The 25,741-nt window shown below is 41.9% G+C and carries 27 protein-coding genes; 10 read left to right on the plus strand and 17 right to left on the minus strand.

What is annotated here, in order from left to right; genetic code table 11:
• Window positions 1–4 precede the first annotated feature (4 nt).
• The 5 genes from U5K72_02625 to U5K72_02645 all read right to left on the minus strand — a co-directional run bounded on the left by U5K72_02625 (window position 5) and on the right by U5K72_02645 (window position 5,070).
• Complete coding sequence (locus U5K72_02625) at window positions 5–1,309, minus strand: PQQ-dependent sugar dehydrogenase (protein ID MDZ7717700.1); 1,305 nt, start codon at window positions 1,307–1,309, stop codon at window positions 5–7.
• 249 nt (window positions 1,310–1,558) lie between these two features.
• Window positions 1,559–1,900: a hypothetical protein gene (locus U5K72_02630; GenBank protein ID MDZ7717701.1), complete on the minus strand. Its 342-nt coding sequence runs from the start codon at window positions 1,898–1,900 to the stop codon at window positions 1,559–1,561.
• 168 nt (window positions 1,901–2,068) lie between these two features.
• On the minus strand, window positions 2,069–2,788 hold the full coding sequence (locus tag U5K72_02635) for an SIMPL domain-containing protein (GenBank protein MDZ7717702.1): 720 nt from the start codon (window positions 2,786–2,788) through the stop codon (window positions 2,069–2,071).
• 202 nt (window positions 2,789–2,990) lie between these two features.
• Window positions 2,991–4,271, minus strand: a complete 1,281-nt coding sequence (locus U5K72_02640) for a prolyl oligopeptidase family serine peptidase (GenBank protein ID MDZ7717703.1) — start codon at window positions 4,269–4,271, stop codon at window positions 2,991–2,993.
• Window positions 4,272–4,680: 409 nt separating this feature from the next.
• Window positions 4,681–5,070 carry a hypothetical protein gene (locus tag U5K72_02645; GenBank protein ID MDZ7717704.1) on the minus strand — a complete coding sequence of 130 codons (390 nt, stop codon included), beginning with the start codon at window positions 5,068–5,070 and terminating at the stop codon, window positions 4,681–4,683.
• A 44-nt stretch (window positions 5,071–5,114) separates the two neighbouring features.
• On the opposite strand from U5K72_02645, the gene U5K72_02650 reads away from it, so the two are divergent.
• Window positions 5,115–5,342: a DUF3820 family protein gene (locus U5K72_02650; protein MDZ7717705.1), complete on the plus strand. Its 228-nt coding sequence runs from the start codon at window positions 5,115–5,117 to the stop codon at window positions 5,340–5,342.
• Window positions 5,343–5,417: 75 nt separating this feature from the next.
• Here the strand turns inward: U5K72_02650 and eno are convergent, their stop codons facing one another.
• Both eno and U5K72_02660 read right to left on the minus strand, forming a co-directional pair.
• Window positions 5,418–6,788, minus strand: coding sequence for a phosphopyruvate hydratase (gene eno, locus U5K72_02655; GenBank protein ID MDZ7717706.1), 1,371 nt, complete (start codon window positions 6,786–6,788; stop codon window positions 5,418–5,420).
• Between the two features lie 115 nt (window positions 6,789–6,903).
• Window positions 6,904–7,908 carry an aminoglycoside phosphotransferase family protein gene (locus tag U5K72_02660; GenBank protein ID MDZ7717707.1) on the minus strand — a complete coding sequence of 335 codons (1,005 nt, stop codon included), beginning with the start codon at window positions 7,906–7,908 and terminating at the stop codon, window positions 6,904–6,906.
• Window positions 7,909–8,041: 133 nt separating this feature from the next.
• Here U5K72_02660 and U5K72_02665 point away from each other — a divergent pair, with 133 nt between their 5' ends.
• Window positions 8,042–8,494 (plus strand): hypothetical protein, encoded by a 453-nt coding sequence (locus tag U5K72_02665; protein MDZ7717708.1) that lies wholly within the window; start codon window positions 8,042–8,044, stop codon window positions 8,492–8,494.
• Window positions 8,494–8,706, plus strand: coding sequence for a helix-turn-helix transcriptional regulator (locus U5K72_02670; GenBank protein ID MDZ7717709.1), 213 nt, complete (start codon window positions 8,494–8,496; stop codon window positions 8,704–8,706). Before U5K72_02665 ends, U5K72_02670 begins: the two co-directional genes overlap by 1 nt.
• A gap of 596 nt (window positions 8,707–9,302) precedes the next feature.
• Here U5K72_02670 and U5K72_02675 read toward each other — a convergent pair.
• From U5K72_02675 to U5K72_02685, 3 genes are all read right to left on the minus strand, one after another.
• Window positions 9,303–10,394 (minus strand): DUF2914 domain-containing protein, encoded by a 1,092-nt coding sequence (locus tag U5K72_02675; GenBank protein MDZ7717710.1) that lies wholly within the window; start codon window positions 10,392–10,394, stop codon window positions 9,303–9,305.
• Between the two features lie 45 nt (window positions 10,395–10,439).
• The gene (gene purM / locus U5K72_02680; GenBank protein ID MDZ7717711.1) at window positions 10,440–11,444 is read right to left on the minus strand and encodes a phosphoribosylformylglycinamidine cyclo-ligase; all 1,005 of its coding nucleotides are present in this window, start codon (window positions 11,442–11,444) and stop codon (window positions 10,440–10,442) included.
• Window positions 11,445–11,505: 61 nt separating this feature from the next.
• Window positions 11,506–12,210: an endonuclease/exonuclease/phosphatase family protein gene (locus tag U5K72_02685; GenBank protein ID MDZ7717712.1), complete on the minus strand. Its 705-nt coding sequence runs from the start codon at window positions 12,208–12,210 to the stop codon at window positions 11,506–11,508.
• A 531-nt stretch (window positions 12,211–12,741) separates the two neighbouring features.
• On the opposite strand from U5K72_02685, the gene dtd reads away from it, so the two are divergent.
• Both dtd and U5K72_02695 read left to right on the plus strand, forming a co-directional pair.
• Window positions 12,742–13,182, plus strand: coding sequence for a D-aminoacyl-tRNA deacylase (gene dtd / locus U5K72_02690; protein ID MDZ7717713.1), 441 nt, complete (start codon window positions 12,742–12,744; stop codon window positions 13,180–13,182).
• Window positions 13,182–14,102, plus strand: coding sequence for an alkaline phosphatase family protein (locus U5K72_02695; GenBank protein ID MDZ7717714.1), 921 nt, complete (start codon window positions 13,182–13,184; stop codon window positions 14,100–14,102). Before dtd ends, U5K72_02695 begins: the two co-directional genes overlap by 1 nt.
• Window positions 14,103–14,450: 348 nt before the next feature.
• Here the strand turns inward: U5K72_02695 and U5K72_02700 are convergent, their stop codons facing one another.
• The 7 genes from U5K72_02700 to U5K72_02730 form a co-directional block, all read right to left on the minus strand.
• Complete coding sequence (locus U5K72_02700; GenBank protein MDZ7717715.1) at window positions 14,451–15,005, minus strand: adenylate kinase; 555 nt, start codon at window positions 15,003–15,005, stop codon at window positions 14,451–14,453.
• A gap of 61 nt (window positions 15,006–15,066) precedes the next feature.
• Window positions 15,067–15,423 (minus strand): 50S ribosomal protein L19, encoded by a 357-nt coding sequence (rplS, locus tag U5K72_02705; GenBank protein MDZ7717716.1) that lies wholly within the window; start codon window positions 15,421–15,423, stop codon window positions 15,067–15,069.
• A gap of 24 nt (window positions 15,424–15,447) precedes the next feature.
• Window positions 15,448–16,143: a tRNA (guanosine(37)-N1)-methyltransferase TrmD gene (gene trmD / locus U5K72_02710; GenBank protein ID MDZ7717717.1), complete on the minus strand. Its 696-nt coding sequence runs from the start codon at window positions 16,141–16,143 to the stop codon at window positions 15,448–15,450.
• Window positions 16,144–16,145: 2 nt separating this feature from the next.
• Window positions 16,146–16,685, minus strand: coding sequence for a ribosome maturation factor RimM (rimM, locus tag U5K72_02715; protein MDZ7717718.1), 540 nt, complete (start codon window positions 16,683–16,685; stop codon window positions 16,146–16,148).
• An 18-nt stretch (window positions 16,686–16,703) separates the two neighbouring features.
• Complete coding sequence (gene rpsP, locus U5K72_02720) at window positions 16,704–17,741, minus strand: 30S ribosomal protein S16 (protein ID MDZ7717719.1); 1,038 nt, start codon at window positions 17,739–17,741, stop codon at window positions 16,704–16,706.
• 132 nt (window positions 17,742–17,873) lie between these two features.
• Window positions 17,874–19,298 (minus strand): signal recognition particle protein, encoded by a 1,425-nt coding sequence (gene ffh, locus U5K72_02725; protein MDZ7717720.1) that lies wholly within the window; start codon window positions 19,296–19,298, stop codon window positions 17,874–17,876.
• Between the two features lie 259 nt (window positions 19,299–19,557).
• The gene (locus tag U5K72_02730) at window positions 19,558–19,896 is read right to left on the minus strand and encodes a cupin domain-containing protein (protein ID MDZ7717721.1); all 339 of its coding nucleotides are present in this window, start codon (window positions 19,894–19,896) and stop codon (window positions 19,558–19,560) included.
• Window positions 19,897–20,118: 222 nt separating this feature from the next.
• On the opposite strand from U5K72_02730, the gene U5K72_02735 reads away from it, so the two are divergent.
• The 5 genes from U5K72_02735 to U5K72_02755 all read left to right on the plus strand — a co-directional run bounded on the left by U5K72_02735 (window position 20,119) and on the right by U5K72_02755 (window position 25,737).
• A complete protein-coding gene (locus U5K72_02735; protein ID MDZ7717722.1) occupies window positions 20,119–20,853 on the plus strand; it encodes a ferritin-like domain-containing protein in 735 nt (244 codons plus the stop codon).
• Window positions 20,854–20,891: 38 nt separating this feature from the next.
• Window positions 20,892–21,704 carry a ferritin-like domain-containing protein gene (locus tag U5K72_02740; GenBank protein MDZ7717723.1) on the plus strand — a complete coding sequence of 271 codons (813 nt, stop codon included), beginning with the start codon at window positions 20,892–20,894 and terminating at the stop codon, window positions 21,702–21,704.
• A gap of 932 nt (window positions 21,705–22,636) precedes the next feature.
• The gene (locus tag U5K72_02745) at window positions 22,637–23,773 is read left to right on the plus strand and encodes an aldose epimerase family protein (protein MDZ7717724.1); all 1,137 of its coding nucleotides are present in this window, start codon (window positions 22,637–22,639) and stop codon (window positions 23,771–23,773) included.
• Between the two features lie 34 nt (window positions 23,774–23,807).
• Window positions 23,808–25,358: an alpha-L-arabinofuranosidase C-terminal domain-containing protein gene (locus U5K72_02750; protein MDZ7717725.1), complete on the plus strand. Its 1,551-nt coding sequence runs from the start codon at window positions 23,808–23,810 to the stop codon at window positions 25,356–25,358.
• Window positions 25,359–25,368: 10 nt separating this feature from the next.
• Window positions 25,369–25,737 carry an NUDIX domain-containing protein gene (locus U5K72_02755; GenBank protein ID MDZ7717726.1) on the plus strand — a complete coding sequence of 123 codons (369 nt, stop codon included), beginning with the start codon at window positions 25,369–25,371 and terminating at the stop codon, window positions 25,735–25,737.
• Window positions 25,738–25,741: the final 4 nt, after the last annotated feature.

A 25,741-nucleotide genomic window follows, 5' to 3' on the forward strand; every position in this document is an offset into this window, starting at 1 on the left:
CTTTTTATTGGTTATCTGAACCGGTGTAAAATACCCGCCAGATTTTACCTTGTCTTGAATCTACAATGTAAACGGATCCGTCGCTTCCTTCAGCTAACCCCATCGGGCGGTGTTCGGCATTACCAGGATTCGAGAGTGAATCGGTTCCGGCAAAACCATTGGCAAAAGTCTGATAGTCACCGGCAACTTCTGTACCGTTGAAGGGTGTGAATGTTACTCTGTAACCCTGCTGAGGAAGAGGAGCGCGATTCCACGATCCGTGCCACGCAATCAATGCCCCGCCGGAGTATTCTTCGGGGAACTGGCCGCCGTGATAAAAGATGAGATCATTCGGAGCCCAGTGACCGGGAAATGCCTGGATTGGATCTTCAAACTCATCGCCGGTGTATGGCGTTTCACCATCGCCTCCATATTCTGGATTCATCATTTTCTCACCTCTGAATCGATCATAATAGGTATATGGCCACCCGAAATTATCCCCATCATCTACTTTGAAAAATTCTTCGGCAGGCAGTTTTGCATTATCTTCGGCATCAAAAAGATCCGGCCACAGTGTATTCATCTGATCGCGGCCATGTTGTGCAAGGTATAGATTGTTAGCGCCGGAGTTCCATTCGAGTGCTACAGCGTTCCTGTATCCGGTGGCGTATTTGTAACCGTCTTCCTGGAGCGTTTGGCCGGTTGTATTGGCATCAAACTGCCAAACACTTCCCTGCCATTCAAGTTGTGGGCAGGGATCCATTCCCGGCGATCCGGGCGTTCTCGCCTCTTCCTGGCAGGCATTGGATGGCGCACCAATGTTTACATACAAATTGCCTTGCCCGTCGAACGTAATCGGTTTAGCGGCATGGCTACCCTGATCTGGAAAGCCGGTTACAACCATTTCCGGCTCTGATGTAGGAACTAAATCAACTCCTTCCATTGAATATCTTACAATGGCCGTATCCGGAGCGAAATAGAGATATCCATTGTGCAAGGCGATTCCGGTTCCGGTGTACTCACCAAAGTACTCTGTTCGATCGGCAACACCGTCACCGTCGGTATCCCGAAGTGCGGCAATTCCGTTTCCATTATGTTCGTTGCTTAGAGCTACGTAGATGTCACCATCTTCATCTACAGTCACTTGTCGGGCACTTCCCACACTATCAGTTACAACAACAGCCTGGAATCCATCAGGCAGTGTTATTCCTCCATTGTCAGGAGAAAAGTCCATGTTTTCGTAAGCAGTTGAAGAATCGTTGCTCGAAGAGCATGCAACCATCAGCGATAAGAAAAAAAGAAGTAAAAAGTATGTTGATTTTCGAAGCATAGTTTGTTGGATAAGTTAGAATTGAGCAATTGAAAGTCATTCACTATTCATACAATCAATTCTATTATAAAAGAATTTGTTGTCAAATCGAATCTAACTTCAATATTAATTTATAAATAGAGGCAGAAAATTTGATTTCTATTCATAAATCCTTGAAAAAGAAGTGAATCGATCGCCAAACCAATATGTTACGGGGGTAAAAGATTGTTTCATCGGAAGAAGAAATTTTCTTTTCGCAATGATTTTTATCTAACTCACTAATTTCAATAGTTCTTCTGGCACATCAACATTCATGCGAAGAAGGGTAGAAGCATGCGTTTTTCCCTGGGCATCGAGTTTCAAAGATACAGTTCCGCCGCCCCCGAGGCTTTCATTCAGGATAAAATTCAACGCTCCAAGATTGGGCAGTTCATAGCGCTCCACATCTCCTTTGCAGATATGCTTCATGTATTCTTTCACGCGATCGGCTGTCAGTGTTTCTTTCAAAAACGGATAGATTTCAGGATGACGAGCAATAATTCCCACATTACTACCATTTCCTTTATCACCGCTGCGGCCATGGGCTATTTTTATAAGTTTAACTGTGGGCATGGATTTTTCTTTGAGTGAAAAGTAAAAGCGCAAAAGGCAGAAGTCTCAATGATGGCGCAAGTGTCTCACTTGTGCCTCTTACAACGATTAAGCACAAGCGAGACACTTGCGCTATTACAATACGGTTAATCTTTTCACTTTTGCGTTTTGCCTTCTGCCTCAATATATCTAATCAGACAGGTAATAAACAATTGTGGAAACAACTCTTACTTTTTTGATGTGCGGATTGTTGTTATCCCTTTCTGAAATAGAAAACTGTCCCTGCGATGCGGTTTTTATTTTACCGAGCTCGCTGTTGGAATCTTCAGCAAATTTCTGAGCCACGGCTCTTGCTTCTATCGTGGCTTGTTCAATCATCTCTGGTTTGATTTCGTTAAGTCTCGTAAACAAATATTCCGGCCGAACCTGGTATTCATCTCCGCTGAGGGTAACTCCCTGTTTTCCCAGTTCAACCAGCTCACTCATAACCCGGCGAATCTCTTGTACATTTTTCGAATAGACCGTAGCTGTCTGCGTTGCTACATATCTGTATTGAAAATTCTCCATTCCTCCATAACGCTGAGCGGATTTATCCGTCAATAGAGGCGTGGAAAATGAGATTTCATCCGGTGGAATTCCTTCGTTTTCAAGAAATGAACTTATTTTCTGCGCACTGTTATCGAGTGCCGTGTAGGTTCCGTCCAGCGTGTTTCCAGCTTCTGTAAACTGAATGGGCCAGATCACAACATCCGCTACATGTTCCTGCTCGGCCAGGCCTTTTACCGTTACAGATCGTTCATATTCTTTTACGGAGATTGCTGCATTTCTGGCAAAATATCCCAAAACAAAAAGTCCCAGAAAAATAGACAATCCAATTACAATAAAACCCAGTTGCTTATTTTCTTTCATGGTATGGTTTAATGTTTTTTTGGGTGTGATTTGAACACTCTTTTACACACTCCTTTTCCCCCTCTCCCTGATAAAAAGCATCGGGACAGGCAAGAGGGAATTTCTATAATGTTCATTTTAAATCATTAATGAATTTAAATTATAGATTGATAAATTGTTCCAATCTACTTTTGCGTTTTGCCTTTTCACTTCTTACTCCTGCTCACTTCGACTGACCTGCCATCCACTCCATAATCGTTACCGGTTCTCCATCCAGTTTCACCAGGCTTCCATCGTAATCCCGTCTGGCATGATTGGCATGGGAGTAGATCCAGCTCCAGTGACCCGGGTAGTGATATCCGTCTCCGCCAAAAAATCCGGTGATGTCAACCACATGATCGTAATATGTAAAATGTACGTTTGGAGCATCTGCATCCATCAGCTTGTTGTAAACCGGAAGTACGGTTTCTTCCGGCACAGTAGTTCCATCATCTGCTGAATGGATAAACCACATTGGAATATCTTTAACACGATCCACTTGTTCATCCGTAAAATAGGCCCCTCTGTAAGCCAGGGCGCTTGGAAATGCCGCAGCAAAGAACTCGGGATATTCTATGATCAGCTTAAAGGCCAAATAGCCACCATTCGAGCAACCTCCTACATAGATGCGATCCGGATCTACATCGGGATTTTCAGCAATATATTGATCAATCAGAGCCTTTACCGCTTCAAAATAAATGTCATCCGTTTGACCGCTTGTGGATCCTTCGCCACTGTCCATCCAGCGTGTTGGGCTTTGCGGTACGAGAACATGAGCTCCTTCAAAAATGGCTTGAATTTCATCGGAGGCATAATTCGCCGCTTTGTTTGCCACAAGCGGAATGGAAGGATCCGTGCCGCCTTCTCCCCCGCCATGTAACCAAATGATCAGCGGAGATTCATCATCATTTTCGGGACTATAGGAAGCATACGACATGGTGATATCTCCGTGAGAAAACGTTCCGGATAGATCAAACCGATCAATAATCGGCATTATCCGATTCACTTCTTCGTTCCAGATCATTCCCTTGGTCTCATTCCGAATGGTCATATTATAGTCAATCCAGTTGTTTCCGCTGCAGCCTTCCTGTTGTGAATATTGGATGGGTGAGCCAATCGGCTGATTGGGTGCCACAGCCAGCACCAAGGTAACGTGATTGCCTTCTTCCAATCTCGTGCCGTCAGCATCAGAAACATACCCGGCAATCACTCTCCGGCTGCCGAGTCTCTGACCGGCAGGAATCGCCGGACAATCGGACGAACGTTGAACCATCACGTTATAATCATTCCAGTTAACAGACGCGACCGGCTCTTCCATAGTCAGAATAACTTTGTTAACCGCCGGCCCCCAGTCAAAGCCTTCAATGACAACTCCATACTCGCCATTTGTTTGAGCCTGAGTTGTGAATAGCCCGCTCAGCGATACAAACAGAACCGTAATAAATAGTAAAATTATCTTCTTCATAACATTTTAAATTTAATTAGATCAACTTTAAAATCAATCTAATTGACCATTGTCTAAAATCAAAACAATGAATTCACTTCTTTATCATTTATACTCATCGAAAGAAGTATCCAACAGTCGCGGGCTGATGTAGCAGCCAACCTGTTAACGAATATCGGGGGACGTTTGTGGTGAGAACTTCGTGTTCAACAGCATCACTTTTAAAAAGAAGCAGTCTTTTTGCAATGGGTTCAACCAGAATCTCATTCTCTTCTTTATAGATTTTCAGTTCGCCGCCGTCACCTTTTTTCCAGTGTTCGTTGAGATAAATGAGAACGGTATTTTGGCGGTTGGATCGTTCGTTAAATTGATCTAAATACCGATCATAGTGCGATCCTTCCGGATATTTTGCGATATGAAATTCCGATCCTTACAAGCTCATAAAACAGTGCCTTCTCAGGGATTCGATCAACTCATCCATCAACCCAAAAAAGGGATCTAATTCAGAATCGCGTTCTCTGTCCAGCCAATGAATGAAATCTCCACGGATAGACGCATTCACCTGGAACTCTCCCGATGACCCAATCCCCGCTTTTTTAAGCTGATTCCTCTGCTCTTTCTCATGAAAAAAATTCATGATCAAATTAAACATCTTATCACTGATTAAATCATCTGCGACTACAAAGTCATCAATCGCCAGCTCATCCATCCATCGAATCCACTGATCTTCTGAATATGTTGTGTCTTTGGTCTCCATCTCTTTTGTAAATAGGTTTGTGCGGAAGGAAAGCACTCCGCCTTTTAAAAAGGTAGAATGCAAAATTACTACTTTATCTAATTTTTAGGAATAGGTATGTTTCATTTATGAAATCAGATTTTCTTATCAAACTGGTTCGCGCCCGAATGCCATTCGGCCAGTATAAAGGCCGGTATATCACACAACTGCCTGTTCATTACCTGGAATGGTTCAACCGTAAGGGGTTTCCAAAAGGTCAGCTCGGGCAGTATCTCGCAACCATGTATGAAATCAAGACAAATGGTTTGGATCAGATTTTGAGGCCGATTATTAAGGAATATCGAGATCGGGAGTAATAACTTAGCATCCTGGCAGTGACCATGCTTTTCGGTCTCCTGCCAGCCTTGCGAAAAGTTGCAGCTTTAATTTTTTTAGGGGCCAAAACCCGAACTCTGAGAGGACCTCCATTGCATTTCTGACTCTGTCAGGTTCTCATTAGTAAAGTCATTCCCCTGTTCTCCCTTCCAAGTTGGAGAATATACTCGCGGCCCTATAAACCTTGCTTTTTCTCCTAACTCCCGTTCTATTCGCAGAATCTCATTCCATTTCACCATTCGTTCTGACCTGGAAAAGGACCCTACCTTCAACTGACCTGCATTTGTTGCAACAGCCAGATGTGAGATAAATGGGTCCTCGGTCTCCCCGGATCGTGCTGAAACAACTGGTGACCATCCAAACTTTTGGGTTTGTTTGATGCATTTGATCGTCTCAGTAACCGTACCGATCTGATTCAGTTTGATTAAGACACTGTTCGCCAATTTTTCGGCTTTTCCATCTTCTACTCTCTTAATATCCGTTGTAAACAGATCGTCACCGACAATCTGAATTTTATCACCAAACTCTTTGGTAAATCTCTTCCAATTTGGCGTGTCGGTCTCGGCGAATGGATCTTCAATGGATATGATCGGAAATTGATCACACCATCCGGAGATCACCTTGTAAAATTGATCCCCCGTGAGGAATCTGTCTTCAAGGCTCAGATGATATCGCCCATTATCATAGAATTCTGAGGCTGCAATATCGAGAGAGAGATGAATATCTTCACCGGGTGAATAGCCAGATTTTTGAATCGCCTTCAACAGAATTTCAAAAACTTCTTCGTTGGAATCGAAATCAGGCCAGTACCCACCTTCGTCCGCTACTCCGGCTAATTTTCCTTTATCCTGTAAAAGCTGACCACATTGATGATAGACGTTAAATGTCATCTCCAGACATTCCTGATAGGATTTAGCACCGGTACAGATAATCATAAAATCCTGAATGTCGATGCGCCCGTTTGCATGGGCGCCACCTCCAAGAATCTGTATTTCCGGGAGAGGAAGAAGCGTTCCATCCTCATCTGTTAATGTTTGAAAAAGCGGCTTCTTTTGAGCGGTTGCCGAAGCACGGGCAATCGCCATTGAAACTCCGAGAATAGCATTCGCTCCAAGTCGATCTTTCTTTTTTGTACCGTCGAGGTCAATCATCAACTTGTCCAGCTCTGCTTGTTGATGAACATCTTTTCCAATCAGTTCTGAGTGAATTTCTCCCTTCACGTTTTCAATCGCTTTGTTTACCGATCTACCGAGAAATTTCAATGGATCACCATCCCTCAACTCATGTGCCTCAAACTGGCCGGTGGATGCCCCCGATGGAACGACGGCTGAACCTTTCATTCCATTCTCCAATTCCACAAAAGCCTCAAGTGTTGGATTGCCACGGGAGTCGAACACCTGGATTGCATCAATATTTTTAATCTTCACTGAACTTTTCTTTTAGGATTATGTCAACTATAAACCTGTCGGGTTTGACTCATTGAAAACTTGTTTTAAGATTCATATTTATCAAAACCCGACAGGTTTCAGTTCCGCAATATTTTTAATCTTTACCGAATCTTTGTTTTAATTCTTCCTTCCAATTTTTATTAATCTTTGAGTGAGAGAATTGTCCAACAGGCAGAACCTTTTTCACAAATGATCTCACAAATTCCTGCTGATCGGCTTCTAAATACTCAACCGGAGATTTTCCATCCATTCGGGCCAGCATCATCATAAGAAGCAACCGTATCGTTCGCTCTTCCATCTGTTGAAATATCTGCTCTCCCATTTGATTAAAATAGGTGGTCCAGGCGATATTTGTCAGATCCTGAATCTCACCGGTTTTTTTGAAATGATAAAGCATCTTTAAATAGAGATGATTCAGAAAAAAAGCGAGATCAAATGCGGGATCTCCAAACCAGGCCACTTCGTGATCTAAGAGAACCACGCGGCCGTTCTTGACCATAATATTTTTGGGACTAAAATCTCCATGCACAATCGCTTCCTGATGCGATTTCAATCGCTCCACCTCATCAAAAAAGTGATCTTTCAGATCGGGATAGCGCTGACCGGTTGTGACGAGATAAGGCTCTGTTCGCAGTTCGTAAAAGTTATCCGCTTTATTAAATTCCTTTTTTAAATCTTCATTCTTCCAAGATTCCTTATGGATCGTTGCCAACAACGCTGCCGATTTCTCAGCGATCTGAGGATCAAAGACTCCGTTCAACATCTGCTTTTTCCAGTTCTTAAACTCCTCATCCAAAAACTCCATCACAAAAAAGGAGTGCTCTGAATTACTGTAGAGAAGTTTAGGAGAGGCATCCGGTTTAATCCGCCTTAAAAATCGTAAAAATTTCTGTTCGTTTTCATTTCTGGAGATATCGGCATACCAATCATCTTCTACATTCAGTTTCGGGAGTGCCTGTTTAACGACAACTGAACTCTCTCCATCCGAAACGAGAACAATATCAGAAGAAACGCCTCCTTTCAATGGTTTAAATTTAATGTTAGAACCTGAAATCAGATTCTCAGTCCTCAGTAAAGCCGTAATTTTATCTCTGTCCATACTGTATGATAACAGTTCTGATTGTTTCTTTTCACACCAACATGACAAATGCACCCAGAAATTTTTATTAATATGTAACATATTTTTTACATCACGTAAAGAATAGTATACATTCACTAAACGTTGTACTAATATGTCGAAACAAGAAATTTTATCGTGGACCTCTTTTGCCACATCACTGTCCGCAATTATTTTTTATGTGATACTGATACTCGGCTGGCCCGGATTTTTACCGGATGTTTCAGATGACCTGTTCCAGATCTTTTTCAACATCTTTTGGATTGCCGTTGGTATTGAAATCGTGGTAGAGATAATCTGGGAGAAGAAAAAAGTTCAGAGTGATGAACGGGATTTCAGAATTGAAGCGATCGGGAATAAGTTTGCCTATAACTTTATTGTAGTAGTGATTATAGTTGTACTCGGTCATCTTTTTCTTTCCGGAATTTTCGGATCTGTAAATGAATTCTATTCCACAATTGACGAGAAACGAGTACTCTTTCATCTACTGATCCTTTCTCTTTTTACATCATCTCTGATCCGAAGAGCAATTATGATTTACCACTATCGAAAAGATTTTATTATCTGATGAAAGACGGGAAAATCATAAATAATATCCGGGTTTTGAGATTCCAACATGGCGAGATGACCCAGCAGGAACTTGCTGATGAGGTGGGCGTCACCCGACAGACCATCAACGCACTGGAAGCGGCTAAATATAATCCCTCCCTGGAGCTGGCTTTTAAGATTGCTGATGTGTTTGATCGTCCACTGGAAGAGGTTTTTAAGTATAAGAAGTGAAAATCCCTCTTTGAAGGGGACTGAGGCTGCCCAAAAAGAATGTAAGAAAAATCAATATTCTCATTTTTGTCATACCGGACTCGATCCGGTATCTCCACACTGATTAACAATTGGAGATTCTGTCCCAAGGACTCCTTTGGAGAATCAAAATCAAAATGACATCCTTTTTGGACAACCTCAGAGGGATATTTTCGCAATCTGTGGAATTCTTTATTAAAATGCCGAAAACTGTAGAGAAGCAGAGCTTCTATCTGACATCCCGAAGCTGGAGCTTCGGAACGAGTTTCCATATTAATATATATTAACTACTATTACTTATATAAAGTATAACATTAAAATATGTTCAACTACTGATATTCAACCAATACAAATCTCATTTGGAGTGAATACCCTTAACCCTTTATATTGATAGTAATTGATCAAAACAAAAAGCCCTTCAACGATCAATCCTCTCAAAGAAATCTTTCCAAATACCACTATACCTGATTCAAATTTTTTCTTTCTGATATCAGACAAGTCATTCTAAGAAATTTGCTAACAGCTGCTCGGTTGAGTACAACTATCTAAAGGAGATCAGATAAACCAAAATTTTTTGGTTAAAATACCTGCGTTTCCAGCTCTATGTGTTGTGTGGTTGAATCGATCTCTATCTCAAAGTCTATAATTCCCAAAACAAGCCCCTCTTCTGTTATTACATCTACTTTCCAGGAACCTTCCCAAACGTTGTTTTTGTATGTAAAACCCCTGTAGCCATGATCGCGGCCTCCCATAATTTCATACGAAATGGTATCTGCCACCTGCCATTGATCGGTAGCCGGATCAAACCATTTCCACCGGTGTGCCACTGATTTTTGGAGATCCGTTGGAGCAAAAATTGATGTAAACAGATATACATTCGAACCAGGTTCCTGAAGGTAGGTCAGGCTGTTTTCTCTCCAGAACTTATACCAAACTTCCTTTTGATAGGTAACCTCGTAATTGCCATTCACCTTCTCAACATTATGAGCCACTATTCCAGATTCAAGAGCAAGGGGTACAGGCGGTATCATGTTGAAATAGTAGAACGTATTAATCATCAAATATATACCCACCACCAAACCGAATATTTTCCCTTCGTGAATTTCTCTTCTTGTGGATGGGCTGACAGCATAAATATAGATGATTAAAGCCATCGTGGTTCCGAGGCTGATCAAACCGGATATGATGAATATCGAAGTGCTCATCTGCTTGATCAAAACTGGGATGAAAAACGTACAGAATGTAAAGTTCACAAAGAAATAGGCACTAAATTGCAAGTATTTATTTGATATTCTCTGCTTTAACAATTCATTGCCAAACAGAAGAATCACCAGGATCACAAAAAAGGAGAGTGTTTTTGTAAACGAGACACTTCTTGAGAAATAGATCACAAACGCACTGCACAACGCCCCGAGGAAAAACTGAATGGCCAGGGGAAGATACTCCTCATATTTTTCAAAGAAGGTGTCTTTCCATTTTCCGTCATCTGCCACATTAAACATATAAATCGCCACACTCAGCAGAATCATATAGGTGGAGAGAATGGTGCGGTCGTAGAGCCGGTCGATACGGCCAAGGGTGAGGGAATCCCATATAAAGCCGCCAATAAAGAAGAGAACAGGAGCGTACTTTTGATGCTTTCTGAGAAAGGCAAGGAAACGGCTGATCATAAAATTATTTTGTTCTTATGAGTTTATAACCGCTTTCTTTTTTGATTATATGACTGATCCGATTTCAAGAAATTCTTCATCCAACTGACTACAAATTTCTTCAACTTTTGTAACAGCCGATTCTGAAACCACCGCAATCAAACCTATCCCAAGATTAAAAGTAGCACGCATATCGTCTTCCGGTACATTTCCTGTTTTTTGAATCAAATCAAAAATGGCGGGTCGTTTCCAGCTGTCCCAATCTATATCCAGTTTTAAACCATCCGGCAGAATCCGTTTGGTGTTCCCAACAATTCCACCGCCGGTGATATGGGAAAATCCGTTTACTCCATCAATCTCTTTAAGTTCCGAAATTACCTTGAGATAGGATCTGTGAACCTGGAGCAATTCTTCGCCAACCGTTCTATTCAATTCCTCAGGCTGATCATTTACATCATACTCACTAAACAAAACCTTTCGTGCCAGGGAATATCCGTTTGTGTGAATCCCGGAACTTTTAAAGCCAATCAGCAGATCTCCTTTTTGAATCTTTTCACCGGTTATCAACTGATCTCTGTCAACTACTCCAACAATGGTTCCGGCCAGGTCAAATTCACCGGAATCATAAATGTCAGGCATTTCGGCCGTTTCGCCGCCAATCAGTGCCACGCCGTTCTCTTTACACGCTTTGGCAAATCCGCTGACCACATCAAACCCAACCTGCTGTTCCAGTTTTCCGGTTGAAAAGTAGTCGAGAAAGAAAAGGGGAGTGGCTCCGCAAACGGCAATATCATTCACACAATGGTTTACCAGATCCTGTCCAACTGTATCATACTTTTCAGATTTAAATGCTACAATCAGCTTGGTTCCAACACCATCCACGCTGCTTACAAGAACGGGATTTTTCATAGATCCAAAATCAGCAGTAAAGAGTCCGCCAAATCCGCCGATGTTACTTACCACATTGGCGTTGTGTGTATCTTTTACCACATCTTTGATGGAATTTACCAGGTCTTCCCCGGCTTTGATATCGACACCTGAGTCTTTGTAGGTAATTTTTTTATCTGACACGTGTAATTTTTTTAGTATTAAATTTTACTTCTGCGTAGTTACCCCTTTCAAAAGGAAATATTCATTCATCATCAATCCAAACAAAGTCTGAGACAACGGGAAGATGATCGGAAGCTTCTGTTTTCGGAATCCAAGTGGAATCGGGTTTTATATCACCTTTAAAAAAGATATAGTCAATTCGTTTTGAAGGGTCATTAGCAGGTATTGTATATCCATTTTTATTACCTGAAACTACCCATGCATCTTTAAATTCCTCAAGCAATTTCTGATACATCCGGCTGGTTGGAATATCGTTAAAATCCCCTCCAAATAGTACCGTATCTGCACCGTATAACGGTAAAATTTCATTTTGTGCTTTTTCTGCATACAGGAATCGTTCTGAATCTCCTTCTGTATGATCGAGATGTGTATTCAGTACTAAAAGATTATTACCATCTATAGAAATTTCAGTTGCTAAAATACCTCTCTGTTCAGGGCCTATCTTCTCAAATTGAAAATTTTCTGAAGTTGAAATTGGAAACCTGGATAGTGTTGCATTTCCATAAGCTCCATTTTCAATATCAATATTTTTTCCAAATACAGAGTAACTTAAAGCTGTTTTATCAGATAAATATGTTGGTATGTCTATCTTTTGGGATCTTTCTAAGTTTACATCTACTTCTTGTAATAAAAGAATATCCGGGTTTTCTTTGTTGATGACTGAGGCAATTCGATTGAGATCTGTTTTACCATCTATCCCTTCTCCGTGATGGATGTTATAAATCATAACCCGAACAGTCTTTGAACGGTCCCGGGATAGTTGTTCGTTAGAAAAAGAGAAAATCACTAATAAACAGATCAGAAAACCAATCGAGTAAATTACTGTTCTGATATATGATATTTTACGGTATGATAATATCACGTTTTCTTTTTTTTGATTCGTGAGTTTTACTCAGGTTATCCACAAGTATATACAATAGAAATGAGATTTTTAATTTTGTTGTATTGTAGTAGGACATGTGGAAAAGTGAATAACTTTTTTATAATGATTGCACAAATGGATCTTAACGAGATGTGAATAATTATGTTGATAAATTAGCCAGTAAAATCAATAAGTTATAGAAAGTAAATTTAAGTAATCAACATTTTATATTTATTACACCTATTCATACATATGTTTTTTTCAACACTAAAAGTTATTCTTTTTCACTGTTGATAACTGTTTTTAATTGTGGATTGATGTGGATAGATTCGATGAAAATAAGCAGTTTCTTTTTATGAACAGAAATTTTAAAGTTTTCCACACAGTTACTCACATATGAAAGTAGTAGTACAAAGAGTAAAAAATGCGAGTGTAACCGTTAATGATGAAGTAACCGGCAGTATTGAAAATGGTCTTTTACTACTGGTGGGTATTCATGAATCCGACACAAAAGATGAGGTAGACTGGTGCTGCAGAAAAATTCCAACTCTTCGGATTTTTGAGGATGATGAGGGAAAAATGAACCGGTCTGTAACCGACGTAAAAGGTGGAATTTTAGTGGTATCCCAATTCACTCTTTATGGTGATGCAAGGAAAGGAACCAGGCCCAGTTTTATTGAAGCAGCAAAACCGGAAAAGGCAGAATTATTATATGATTATATGATTGATGTACTGAAACGCGATAGTGGATTACAAATAGAATCCGGAGAATTTGGTGCGATGATGGATGTGGAGTTCATCAACAGCGGGCCGGTGACGCTAATCCTGGAGAAGTAATGGCTGTCTGTTTTATTTTTGTTGATGGAATTGGAGTCGGACCAAAAACGGAGTTTAATCCACTTGCTACTTCCAATCTAAAATTCCTCTCATTTTTTACCGGGAAAGATGGACTTTATGATTCTTGCGAAGAAAGAGATAATGATTCTCTTCTATTTAAGAAAATAGATGCCAACCTGGATCTGAAAGGCCTACCCCAAAGCGGAACGGGGCAGACGGCTTTATTTACCGGCGAGAATGCTTCAAAGGTAGTGGGACGTCATTTTGGTCCGTATCCTCATTCTAAAATTAAACCATTGCTTAAAAAAAGAAGCCTTTTTCATAAAGTGATTGAGATGGGGAAAAAGCCTCATTTTTTAAACGCTTATCCAGACCTGTTTTTTGAGAAATCAAAAAAGAGAAACCGATGGAGTTGTACAACGTTGATGGCTCGTTCTGCCGGAGTCAGGCTCAATCGGCTTGAAGATGTTGTAGAGGGAAGAGCCGTAACGGCCGAGATCATACAATCAGCCTGGAGGAATAAACTAAAGTTGGATGTGCCCGAAATTGAACCGGAAGAAGCATCAGGACGAATGTTAAAGGCGTTGGATCAATATGACCTGGTGCTGTTTGAATATTACCTGACAGACAAAGCAGGTCATGAGCAAGACAAGGAGATGGCAGATCGTGTGTTAAATATCCTGGATCAATTTATCACAGAAATTCTGGAAAATATAGATAAGGATGATACACTGGTTTTAAGCAGTGATCACGGAAACCTTGAAGATCTGTCAATCAAAACGCATACCCGGAATCCGGTTCCACTGTTTGTAAAAGGAAATACAAATCCGTTTAAAAATGCGGAGAGCATTCTGGATGTAACTCCGGGGATATTGGAGGTTTTGAAAAACTCCCCCTTTGAAGGGCGCGCAGGGGGATGACCTATCGATAGTGTTATTTTTTTGTAGCTAAATATCCGGCTGTTTTGCCACGAAAACACCAAATCACTAAAGTATAATTTTTGTGTTTCTGTGCTTTTGAGGCATCCTAATTGGTGAGGAAAAATCTATTGATTGCGAAAAGAGGGGAGACAGAGTTTTTCAAAAGTTCTTGAAAAACTCAGAGGGGTGTACTCGAGATGTGGATCGTAAGAACATCCCCCGAGTTCATTCGCTAAACGCTCATTTCACGTAACCCCTTCAAAGGGGGAATTCTATTTTCTCAGTAATGGCGCAAGTGTCTCGCTTGTGTCCTGTTCGAAACACGAGCGGGACGCTCGCGCTATCCACCTACGAAACAGCGTCCTTAATCCTCTCAAAGATCTCATCTACATCGCCAACACCGTCTACTTCTTCAACTACGCCCTGCTTTTTGTAGTAGTTTAAAACAGGTTCTGTTTCGTTTCTGTAGACTTCTAAGCGAGTTTTTATTTTCTCGGGAGTGTCATCTGTACGTCCTTCGCCGCGGCTCAAAATTCGGTCGATCAGCTCTTCTTCAGGTACATCCAGAGTGACAAATGCGTCGACTTTTTTACCGTTTTTATCCAGGTATTGATCCAGTGCTTCTGCCTGGCCAACGGTTCTTGGAAAACCATCGAAAATGACGCCCTCCTCATACTTTTCTTTGTCCAGTTCATCGGCAACCAGTTCCACAACGGTTTCATCAGGAACAAGCTCTCCCGAATCCAGAATAGATTTTACTTTTTTTCCTAAAGGTGTTTCATTCTTGATGTTTGCCCGAAAGATATTCCCGGTTGAGAGATGGGGAAGATCAAAATGGGTAACTAATTTTTCTGCTTGTGTACCTTTACCTGCCCCGGGAGGCCCAAATAAAATTAGGTTCATGCTTCTTTGTTCGTCTGAATTAATAGGTTAATGTTTGATACAAAAAAAGAATCAAACGGAATTACTCTTGTTCTCTGCTATCTTTTTCCTTGATTCGGGCAGCTTTTCCTTTTCTGTCACGCAGGTAAAAGAGTTTAGAACGACGAACTTTACCACGTTTTTTCACTTCAATTTTTGCGATGAATGGTGAATAAAGCGGGAAAATACGCTCAACACCAACATTTGAAGAGATTTTTCGAACGATAAACGTCTTATTTGAACCAGAACCTCGTTCATTAATTACAATACCTTCATATTGCTGAATACGTTCTTTCTCTCCCTCACGAACACGATAATGCACATTTACAGTATCGCCTGCTGTAAACTCCGGCAGGTCGTCTCGCATTATTGTCTGTTCTACTAATTGCATTTTATCCATTTTGATTTCCTCGTTAGTGGGATTTTAATGTTTCTTATTAAATTTTTTGTATAAATCGGGTCGCTTTTCTTTGGTCCGTTCTTTGGCTGTTTCAAAACGCCATTCTTCAATTTTTTTATGATCACCGGACAACAACACACCGGGAACTTTTTTTCCTCTGAATTCGGCCGGTCGTGTATACACAGGAGCTTCCAACAAGTTTTCCTGGAAAGAATCATTCAGGGCGCTTTCCGCATCCCCCAAAACACCAGGCAACAGGCGAACAATCGCATCAGTCATAACCAGTGCCGGAAGTTCGCCGCCGGAAAGCACATAATCACCAATGGAGTACTCTTTGGTAATCAGTTCATCCCGAACGCGCTGATCAACTCCTTTATAATGGCCGCAGAGAAAAATAAGATTCTGTTTGATGGATAACTCATTCGCATCTTTCTGCTCAAATGTGTCTCCATCGGGCGCGGTAAAAATAATCTCATCATACTCACGCTCGCCAGTCAGCTTTTCGATACAGTCGAAAATGGGCTGAGCCGTCATCACCATTCCGGCACCTCCGCCATACGGATAATCATCAATCTTGCCGTGTTTATCGTCGGTGTAATCCCGCAGATCATGAACGTGAATCTCAACCCGTTTTTTTTCCTGTGCCCGGCCAACTATGCTGGTCTCCAGCGGGCTTGTAAGCAGACCGGGAACACCGGAAAGAATATCAATTCTCAGCATGATTATAAATCTGTTAATTGATTCAGATTAATGCAGAAGATGATACCATTTTCATGATCCATTTCATCCACATACTCATCAACCATCGGGATTAAAATTGTACCGGCACCATGTTTTACTTCCAGAATGGGATGAGCAGGATTTCTTAATACATCCAACACTTCTCCAAACTCTTCGCCATTGTATTGAATTCTGTAGCCGAATAACGAGTCATCCTCTTCAGCGGGTTCTGCAACTTCATCAAACAGATCCGCTTTTATGAAGACAGCTTTATTCTGAGCCTCTTCCGCATCTGTCCGGTTGGCAATCATATCAAATTTTACAAAGAACGTTTGATCATTTCGTTTGGCCTCCACATACACGGAATCAATCCTTGATGGGACCAGATCGGAGCGTTCATTTTTCATATAAAAAAGATCGACCCGATCGAAAAGATCATCTACAAAATTTTGATTCGGCATAAAGCGGACAACACCTTCCAGTCCGCGGGGCCTGCCGATTCGGCCTATCTCTACAAACCGGTTTCGCATGGATTGGTCCATTACCGGTTCCTTACAATTTTATTCAGAGTCAGATTGTTTGCTATCCCAGGCGCGCTGAACCGTTACCCGATCTTCATCATCAGGTACAAAACCTTCCAGCTCTTCGAGTGGAGTATTTTTGATGTGATCGATCGCTTCGGTTGCATTCATATCCGTAGAAACCGTCCCGGCTTCGGCTTTTTCTTCCTCTTCATCTTTTTCTGATTCTTCAGACTCGGCTTCAGCTTTCGCTTCTTCTTCGTCCTCGTCTTCATCTTCTTCATCAGATGCAGCCGCTTCCTGTTTCTCTTCTTCGGCTTCGGGCTCTGCTTCTTCCTCAGCCTCTTCAGCATCCGCTTTTGCTTCAACCTCTTCTTTTTCTTCAGCCTCTTCCTCTTTGGCTTCGGCAGCCCCTTCTTCCTTGGCTTCTGTTTCCTCTTCAGCGTCGGTTTTTACCTCTTCTTCAGTATCTTCGTCTGCTGTTTCTTTTTCGGGTGAAGCTTCAGCTTTTTTCTCCGTTTCTTCTTCATCGGATTTTTCAGCTTTTTCTAAAGCAGCTTCAATTTCACCGGCCGGTGTTTTCGGTGCTTCGTCTTCTTCTGATTCTTCAGCTTTGGCTTCTTCCAGTTTCTTCTCCCGTTCAAGCTCTTTGGCTGCTTTTGCAGCTTTTTCTTCAAGCTGCTTCTTATATTCTTTCTCTTCTGCTTTAAGCAGCTCTTGTTGTTGGGCTTTCCGGCTGGTGTCTTCTTCAGCTCTGGCTTCGCGAGCTTCTTTCCACTCGGTTAATGCTTCTTCAATTTCTTCGTCGGATTTGCCCCATCTCATCAGGTGCATTTTGTACATAATACCTTCATGCTTCAAAATATTTCGAACGGTATTACTTGGTTGAGCACCAATTTTCAGCCAGTGAATAATTCGCTCTTCATCGTAGGTGAGCTCTTTACTTTCAGTTGCATTGTCGTATCTGCCCAATCGTTCGATAATCCGCCCATCTCTTGGAGATCGGCTGTCCGCTGCTACGATATGGTAATACGGCCGTTTTTTTCTTCCTCGTCGTTGTAAACGTAACTTAATCAATGATGTACTCCTGTATTGTTATGTTGGTAAATTTGTTTTTATTTCGTCATTCCGAACTCGATTCGGAATCTCCAAACATCAACCGAAGGAGGAGATTCTGAGTCAAGCTCAGAATGACTGTATATGTAATTATTATTTGCCGAAAGGCAGATTTTTGAGTCCCTGCATTGCCTGACCCATTTTACCCATATTGCTCATCGACTTCATCATCTTCTTCATCTGGTTGAACTGCTTGATCAACTGATTGATCTCGCGAACACTTGTACCAGAACCGTTTGCAATTCGGCGGCGACGGGTTCCATTCAATATTTCCGGGTTATGTCGCTCTTCCGGTGTCATGGAATTGATAATCGCCTCGATAGGTTTGAATGTATCTTCACTTAAATCTGCATCTTCAACAGCTTTTCCGGCTCCGGGAATCATTCCTACTAAATCAGAAATGTCTCCCATCTTTTTGATTTTCTGGATTTGATCGTAAAAATCAACAAGATCAAATTTGTCAGAAGTTATTTTTTTCTGGAGTTTTTTGGCTTGTTTCTCGTCGTACTCCTGCTGGGCTTTTTCCACAAGGGAAACTACATCACCCATCCCCAAAATTCGCTGTGCAAGCCGGTCGGGATAAAATGGTGAAAGCGCGTCGAGCTTTTCACCGGTACTCATAAATTTAATAGGTTTTTCAACAACCGAACGGATAGAAAGTGCAGCACCGCCGCGGGTGTCGCCATCCATCTTTGTTAAAACCACACCATCAAAGTCGATGGTTTCGTTAAATGCTTTTGCTGTGTTTACCGCATCCTGGCCGGTCATGGCATCTACGATGAACAGGATTTCATCCGGCTCAACCGAACTCTTAATCTCTGCTACCTCATCCATCATCTTCTCATCCACATGCAGGCGGCCGGCGGTGTCAATAATTACCGTATCAAGTGCCAAACTTTTCGCCATCGATACCGCCTCTTTTGCTACCCGAACGGCATCTTTCTGTTCAATGGAATAGACCGGAACATCAATTTCACCGGCCAGTGTTTTGAGTTGGTCAACTGCCGCGGGACGATAAACGTCGGCTGCGGCTAAAATTGGATTTCGATTATTCTCTTGTTTAAGATAGCGTGCAAGCTTTGCTGAAAACGTTGTTTTCCCCGATCCCTGTAATCCTGCAATCAAAATAACGGTCGGTGGATTTTGAGCTACGGCGATATCTGAGCGCTCTTCTCCCAGAATTTTCACCATCTCGTCGTACACAATCTTGGTAAACTGCTGCCCGGGGTTTACACTTGTCAGAACATCCGAGCCCATCACGTGTTCTTTAATATCGTTGGTAAACTGGCGGGCAACTTCAAGGTTTACATCTGCATCGAGGAGAGCTCTTCTGATCTCCCGAACGGTTTCGGCGATGTTTACATCAGTGATACGCGCCTGACCTTTCAGGGACTGTACGGCTGATTCTATTTTAGAAGACAAATCTTCAAACATTACACAGGTACATTTAAGTAGAAGTAGTATTTCAAATATTGCAGAGTCTCCAAAAATACGTACATCCGGAAGTATTATCAACATCAATGTGGATAATTTTTTCCTGGGGTGATTTGAGGAGACTTTTTACTCACTCCTAAGCTCCTGCTTGAGAATGCTGTGGTTGAAACTACAGCTGCATATAATGGATGATCAAATATCATATTCTTTACAGAGATGAAAGCAAGAGCTTCCAGTCGCGGCGTTACGAAGGAGGACCTTCGTAACGAGTATAAATGAATATTCTACTTTATTAGGTATAAACAAAGTGGAGGAATTATTTGGAGAGTATGGAATTAACAGATTAGTCTGTAAGAAATTCCTCTCGTAAAGGAGTAAAAACGTCCACCAGTTTTACTTTTTCTGAAAGCGTTTGAATGCTGTGAGGAACATTTGATGGAACTAAAAATAGATCTCCCTCTTCCAGCAAGTGCTTTTCCTCTCCTAAAAAAAGATAGAGAGATCCTGCCGCTACATAACTCACTTGTTCGTGTGGATGGGAATGAGGCTTATCGGGCTGGTCCATCGGTCCCCCGGTAAATTCAATAGTTGCCGCCATTATCTTCTCAAGATGAGCAATTTTACGGAATACCCCGGGAGCAATTTCTTTACCATGTTTATTGTCGGATTTATATACAGGCATAATAAATTTTTTTAGTTCTGTTTATTGTGGTTAAAAGGTACTCAAAAATTTTGATACTGACTTAAGTTACAACTGCCAAGCCCCCTCTCTAAAACAGGATGTGTTAAGATTTATTAATTATTTGTTCTGAAATCCAATCTGCTTCTCTGTTCACTTCGTACTCATTAGTGAAGACAGTAATAAATCATAAATCAAAACAATGAAATAACAGAGGAAATCAATATGTCTGACGTAAATAAGAACTTTTTGGATGAAACAAAGAACAGGGGATTATCGAGAAAGAAATTCCTGAAGTATGCCGGAACATCAGCAGCTACTGTTTTAGCATTTGGCCTGGCTGCTTGCAGTGATGATAACCCCATGGGTGTGGACGACGATGAAAACGAGAATGAGATGGTAAATCTCGGCTCGGGAGATGTTGGGGTATTGAATTATGCATATGCTCTCGAACAGCTCGAAGCAGCTTTCTACATTGCTGTTTTGGATTCTGCTTATAGCGGAATGAGCGCCGAGGAGGGACAAATTATGGAAGATTTACGAAATCACGAAGTGGCCCACAGGGACTGGTTCCAGGCTGCTATTTCAAGTGTTGCACCAAACGGCATTATTCCCGGCCTGACACCTGATTTCAGCTCGGTTGATTTTTCTGATCGTGCAAGTGTACTTGGCACAGCCCAGGCTTTCGAAGATTTGGGAGTTTCTGCTTACAACGGCGCGGGACAACTCATCGAAAATACAGATTATCTCGTGGAAGCAGGTAAAATTGTATCTGTTGAGGCACGGCACGCCTCTGCTATTCGATCTCTCATTGGCAGCAGCAATACTTCATTTGCAGGTGATGACATCATCGACGGAAATGGACTTGAGTTGACAAGAACCCCAAACGAAGTTCTTGGAATGGCTCAAAACTTCATTACCGAGCAGATCGATGGAAGTAACCTGCCACAACCTCAATAAACAATTTTTGAATTTTAAAGACCTTAGGAGATAATATTATGAGTTTAATTAATTTTTTAGATCAGTTTAACGACAAAGAGCTCGATTCAGAAGCGAAGGACAAATTCCTGAGCCGAAAAGATGCGTTAGGAAAGATGACCGATTTCAGCAAAAAGCTTGCATTATCGGCCATACCACTGGGGGCTATTTCTGCTTTCTCAACACCGGCAAAAGCACAATCCACAGAGAACCTGATAGGAGTTTTAAATTATGCATTGACCCTGGAGCATCTTGAAAATGAATTCTATGCAATGGGGAATAATCAAACCGGTTTAATTCCAAGTGGCAAAGAAGCAGATATCTTCATGCAGATTGGCAAACACGAACAACAGCATGTGGATTTTCTGCTTGATACGATTGATACCCTGGGTGGAACCCCAATCGAAAAACCTGAATTCGATTTTACAGTAGGCGGTGCGTTTGATCCGTTTAACGTGTACGATCAGTTCCTGGCACTTTCACAAGCATTTGAAGACACCGGAGTTCGTGCGTATAAAGGTCAGGCGCCAGCCGTTCAGGGAGCTCCACAAGTATTGACCGCAGCCCTGGCTATTCATTCCGTAGAGGCACGCCATGCATCAGAAGTGCGAAGACTCCGGGGCTTGAAAGGATGGATTACTCAAGCTGAACGCGGTGCAGGCATGCCTGAAGCAACGCAGGCGGTTTATGCCGGTGAAGATCAGACCTCACAATTAGGAGTTGAAGTTACATCCGTGACGGATGTTGATGCTGATGGTGTGACTGAAGCGTGGGATGAATTCCTGACAATGGAAGACGTAACAAACATCGCCAGTTTATTTATCTCTTCGTGATTCCCCTCGCCTGGACTCTTCCTTTTTTAGGGTGGGTCCAGGTTTTCTAATTACCTGAGTTCGATTCATAAATTAGATTCTTGATAGTCCCCCTTAAAAAAGGGGGAAATAGGGGGATGTCCATCAGAATATCTGCGAAACACAATGAACACCCCTCTCGCCGAAGGCATCCCCTGGGGAAAATCTCCCCTTGTTAGGGGAGACTTTTTCATACGTTTTTATTAATCGAGCTGAGGTTAATTAATAATTCTGCTTTTCTGCTGCGTTGATAAAATTAAAGCTATGAATATTCAACCTGGTGGTTGAGGTTGCTAAAAAGATGAAGATGTTGATTGAACCCGAATTATTCACGAAAAAGTATAATATAGAATTTAAGCCACTGATAATATTTCATGTAGCGGGAAATGATGGTAGGTCAATTTTGAGTGTTGTGGCAAATGGCTACGAAATTTGCCCGTGCACTGCGTTAAAGTTGAAATGCTTTACTCAGGGTACTCAGGTACCCTTCCGTCACCATTTCCTCTTCGCCTTGTGCACAACCAAATTTCTTGGTGCATAATCCGGGTGAAGTTACTTCTAAGACTACATCAACATTACATTCGTCCGAAGGTCCAAGGGAAGTCAGGCATGAGATGTCTGGCTTCTCTTTTATTATTACTCCACCTATCTCGATAAAGCCATTTTAACTTTGCGTATTTAAAATGGTGTAATTGCCCACCCAAAATATTCTGCCGATATAAGAGAGAAATTTCCAGAACTGTTTGTTTGGCAAAAAAGCGCTTGCAAATCCCATTCAGGTTCTGTTACTTCTTATAAGTGTAAAATTTACACCTTTATTAGTTTATTCAATTTTTGAGGCAGTGGATCTACAGAATCTCGGAGATATGTTGATTGGATATCTGCCCAAATCGAAATATGAAATCATAAATTTGATGAAAATAGGAAAAGAAAAAATAGTTCAGTTTTCTGCATTTTTGGTTCTGATGACAGCTTTTTTTGCTTGTACATCGGAACAGAATCAAATGGCTGAACAACAGGTTGAAACAGAGGAGTTTGGAGCGATGGATGACGGATCAACAGTACAACTGTTTACATTAACAAATTCAAACGGTATGGAAGTTTCCATTACCAATTACGGTGGAATTGTCACTTCAATAAAAGTGCCTGATGAAGATGGAAATATCGAGAATGTTGTGCTTGGTTTTGATAATCTGGAACAGTATAAATCAGGCCATCCATTTTTTGGGGCTATTGCCGGCCGATATGCCAACAGGATTGCCAACGGCCAATTTGAACTCAATGGCGAAACCTATCAACTCGCAACAAACGATGGGGAGAATCATCTCCACGGAGGTGAAGAAGGGTTCGATAAAAAGCTTTGGGATGCGGAAGTTAATGAGGATGAAAATTCAGTTACGCTCAGTTACCTCAGTCCCGACGGCGAAGAGGGATATCCCGGAAACCTGGATGTGGAGGTTACCTATACTCTAACTGAGGAGAACGAACTACGAATTGATTACCACGCTACAACCGACAAGGCAACAGTCGTTAATTTAACCAACCATTCTTATTTCAATCTAAGTGGTGATCCGTCACAGGGTATTTTGGATCATCTCTTAATGATTCATGCGGATAGATACACTCCGGTTGATGAAGGCCTGATTCCTACCGGAGAACTGCGTCCTGTAGAAGGAACACCCTTTGATTTTACCGAACCTGAAACTGTGGGTGCTCGCATTGAGTCAATACCACCGGGATACGATCACAACTTTGTTTTGAATGATCCCAATTCAGGCATTCGACAAATTGCCACGGTTGAACATGAAGAGTCCGGCCGCATTATGGAAGTGTATACGGACCAACCCGGAGTTCAGCTATACACCGGCAACTTTTTGGATGGAAGTTTAACGGGTCACCACGGCGTGCCAATTGAACAGTATGCAGCTCTTTGCCTGGAAACCCAGACTTTTCCCGATTCCCCCAACAAACCTGATTTTCCATCAGCAGTGTTAAATCCAGGCGAAACGTATGAAACCACTACAATCTACCAGTTTAAAGTAAGTGAATAGCATCTTATCTATTCGAAATTAAAACTTCTCTGCCATGAAAAAATCAATATGTATATCTCTATTTCTGAGTTTGGCAATTATATTTACAAGTCAGGCCCAGGATAATAAAATCATTATAAATGCCGACCAGGAAGTAAGCACTATCAGCCGCCATATTTATGGTCACTTTGCTGAGCATCTGGGCGAGGGGATCTACGGTGGTGTTTGGGTGGGTGAAGATTCCGATATCCCGAATACCAATGGCTATCGAACCGATGTACTGGAAGCTCTGCAGCATTTAGAAGTTCCCAATATTCGCTGGCCCGGCGGTTGTTTTGCGGATGAGTACAACTGGAGAGATGGAATTGGCCCGATGGATGAACGTCCAAATTCCATCAATACGCACTGGGGAATGGTGATTGAAGACAACAGTTTCGGAACTCATGAATTTTTGAACTTCACGGAAATGCTCGGAGCCGAGCCGGTTGTGGCGATGAATGTTGGGAGCGGCACTCCCCGCGAAATGCAAAACTGGATAGAGTACATGAACTACGATGGCGACAGCGATCTGGCAAATCTCCGTCGTGAAAATGGCCGAGATGAACCCTGGGGTGTGAAGTATATCGGTATTGGGAATGAGAGCTGGGGATGTGGCGGAAATATGGACCCCGCGTACTATTCTGATCTGTACAAACGATTTGCAACCTATGTACGCGACTACAGCGACACAGAAATTACAAGGGTAGCAAGCGGGTATTCCAACGAACAGTATTATTGGACGGACAAAGTAATGGAGGAGGCATCTCACATGATGGATGCTATCTCCCTCCATTACTATACTATTGCCGGAGAGAGCTGGACGAACAAAGGCGCTTCCGTCAATTTTGGAGAAGATCTTTACTTCGATGGACTTCGGAAGGCCCTACGCCTCGACGAATTTATTCAAGGCCATAAAAACCGGATGGACGAGTATGACCCGGAAGGACGTGTGGGGCTCTTTGTGGATGAATGGGGAATCTGGACCGATCCTATTCCAGGTTCAAACCCCGGATTTTTACAGCAACAAAACTCACTTCGGGATGCGCTGATCGCCGCCATTTCACTGGATATTATGAATAAGCACAGCGACCGCGTTCGGATGGCAAATATCGCACAAATGGTAAATGTGCTTCAGGCAGTGATTTTGACGGAAGGCGATCAAATGATCAAAACACCTACCTATCATGTGTTTGATCTCTATCGTGTTCATTTTGATACCGAACTGCTTCAAACAAATACAAACATTTCCAGCTACGGACACAATGGTGAGGAGATTCCGTCTGTCAGCTTAACTGCTTCTAAAAGCGACGATGGACGGATTAACCTCACCATTACAAATTTAGATGCGAATAATGCCCAGGATGTTGAGCTCGATTTTCGTGGAATTGATGATCTTGGAAATGTCTCATCAGGAAAAATTCTTACGGCTGATGAAGTTAGTTCCGTGAATACATTTGACGATCCGGAGAATGTTGTTTTGAATGATTTTAGTGATCATGAAATGGATGGAACCATGCTCTCGATCTCGCTTCCATCCAAATCTGTAGTAATGTTGACCATTGAATAAAACAGCCAAGGTGTCTCCAAAACAATACGAAAATATTGATCGGTTCCCGGTTGCTCTTGATACCATAATTTTCGGTTTCGACCGGGAAAACCTCAAGCTGTTGCTGATAAAAAGGGATTTTGAACCTGAGAAAGGAAAGTGGTCATTGATGGGCGGATTTCTCGAAGTGGATGAAAGCCTCGATGAGGCTGCTTCAAGAATCCTTAAAAAACTAACCGGGTTACGAAATATTTACCTGGAGCAGCTATATGGATTTGGTGAAATTGACCGTGACCCGGTTGAACGAACCATTTCCATCGCCTACTACTCATTGATAAACATTCACGATCACGACAAGGAGCTTAGTAGAAAAATACAGTGCCCGCTGGTTCCCGATTGATGAT

This window comes from Balneolaceae bacterium, from assembly GCA_034521495.1.
Lineage (GTDB): Bacteria > Bacteroidota > Rhodothermia > Balneolales > Balneolaceae > Rhodohalobacter.

Bases quoted from the DNA above. Each gene is read 5' to 3' on its own strand.
- trmD (MDZ7717717.1), bottom strand. From the start codon at position 16,143: ATGCTGAGAATTGATATTCTTTCCGGTGTTCCCGGTCTGCTTACAAGC.
- U5K72_02635 (MDZ7717702.1), bottom strand. From the start codon at position 2,788: ATGAAAGAAAATAAGCAACTGGGTTTTATTGTAATTGGATTGTCTATT.
- U5K72_02685 (MDZ7717712.1), bottom strand. From the start codon at position 12,210: ATGATTTATAACATCCATCACGGAGAAGGGATAGATGGTAAAACAGAT.
- U5K72_02630 (MDZ7717701.1), bottom strand. From the start codon at position 1,900: ATGCCCACAGTTAAACTTATAAAAATAGCCCATGGCCGCAGCGGTGAT.
- ffh (MDZ7717720.1), bottom strand. From the start codon at position 19,298: ATGTTGATAATACTTCCGGATGTACGTATTTTTGGAGACTCTGCAATA.
- U5K72_02675 (MDZ7717710.1), bottom strand. From the start codon at position 10,394: ATGATCAGCCGTTTCCTTGCCTTTCTCAGAAAGCATCAAAAGTACGCT.
- U5K72_02735 (MDZ7717722.1), top strand. From the start codon at position 20,119: ATGTCTGACGTAAATAAGAACTTTTTGGATGAAACAAAGAACAGGGGA.
- dtd (MDZ7717713.1), top strand. From the start codon at position 12,742: ATGAAAGTAGTAGTACAAAGAGTAAAAAATGCGAGTGTAACCGTTAAT.
- U5K72_02750 (MDZ7717725.1), top strand. From the start codon at position 23,808: ATGAAAAAATCAATATGTATATCTCTATTTCTGAGTTTGGCAATTATA.
- U5K72_02740 (MDZ7717723.1), top strand. From the start codon at position 20,892: ATGAGTTTAATTAATTTTTTAGATCAGTTTAACGACAAAGAGCTCGAT.
- U5K72_02745 (MDZ7717724.1), top strand. From the start codon at position 22,637: ATGAAAATAGGAAAAGAAAAAATAGTTCAGTTTTCTGCATTTTTGGTT.
- U5K72_02660 (MDZ7717707.1), bottom strand. From the start codon at position 7,908: ATGGACAGAGATAAAATTACGGCTTTACTGAGGACTGAGAATCTGATT.
- U5K72_02730 (MDZ7717721.1), bottom strand. From the start codon at position 19,896: ATGCCTGTATATAAATCCGACAATAAACATGGTAAAGAAATTGCTCCC.
- U5K72_02700 (MDZ7717715.1), bottom strand. From the start codon at position 15,005: ATGAACCTAATTTTATTTGGGCCTCCCGGGGCAGGTAAAGGTACACAA.
- U5K72_02670 (MDZ7717709.1), top strand. From the start codon at position 8,494: ATGAAAGACGGGAAAATCATAAATAATATCCGGGTTTTGAGATTCCAA.
- U5K72_02665 (MDZ7717708.1), top strand. From the start codon at position 8,042: ATGTCGAAACAAGAAATTTTATCGTGGACCTCTTTTGCCACATCACTG.
- U5K72_02650 (MDZ7717705.1), top strand. From the start codon at position 5,115: ATGAAATCAGATTTTCTTATCAAACTGGTTCGCGCCCGAATGCCATTC.
- U5K72_02625 (MDZ7717700.1), bottom strand. From the start codon at position 1,309: ATGCTTCGAAAATCAACATACTTTTTACTTCTTTTTTTCTTATCGCTG.
- rimM (MDZ7717718.1), bottom strand. From the start codon at position 16,685: ATGGACCAATCCATGCGAAACCGGTTTGTAGAGATAGGCCGAATCGGC.
- U5K72_02695 (MDZ7717714.1), top strand. From the start codon at position 13,182: ATGGCTGTCTGTTTTATTTTTGTTGATGGAATTGGAGTCGGACCAAAA.
- U5K72_02640 (MDZ7717703.1), bottom strand. From the start codon at position 4,271: ATGAAGAAGATAATTTTACTATTTATTACGGTTCTGTTTGTATCGCTG.
- rplS (MDZ7717716.1), bottom strand. From the start codon at position 15,423: ATGGATAAAATGCAATTAGTAGAACAGACAATAATGCGAGACGACCTG.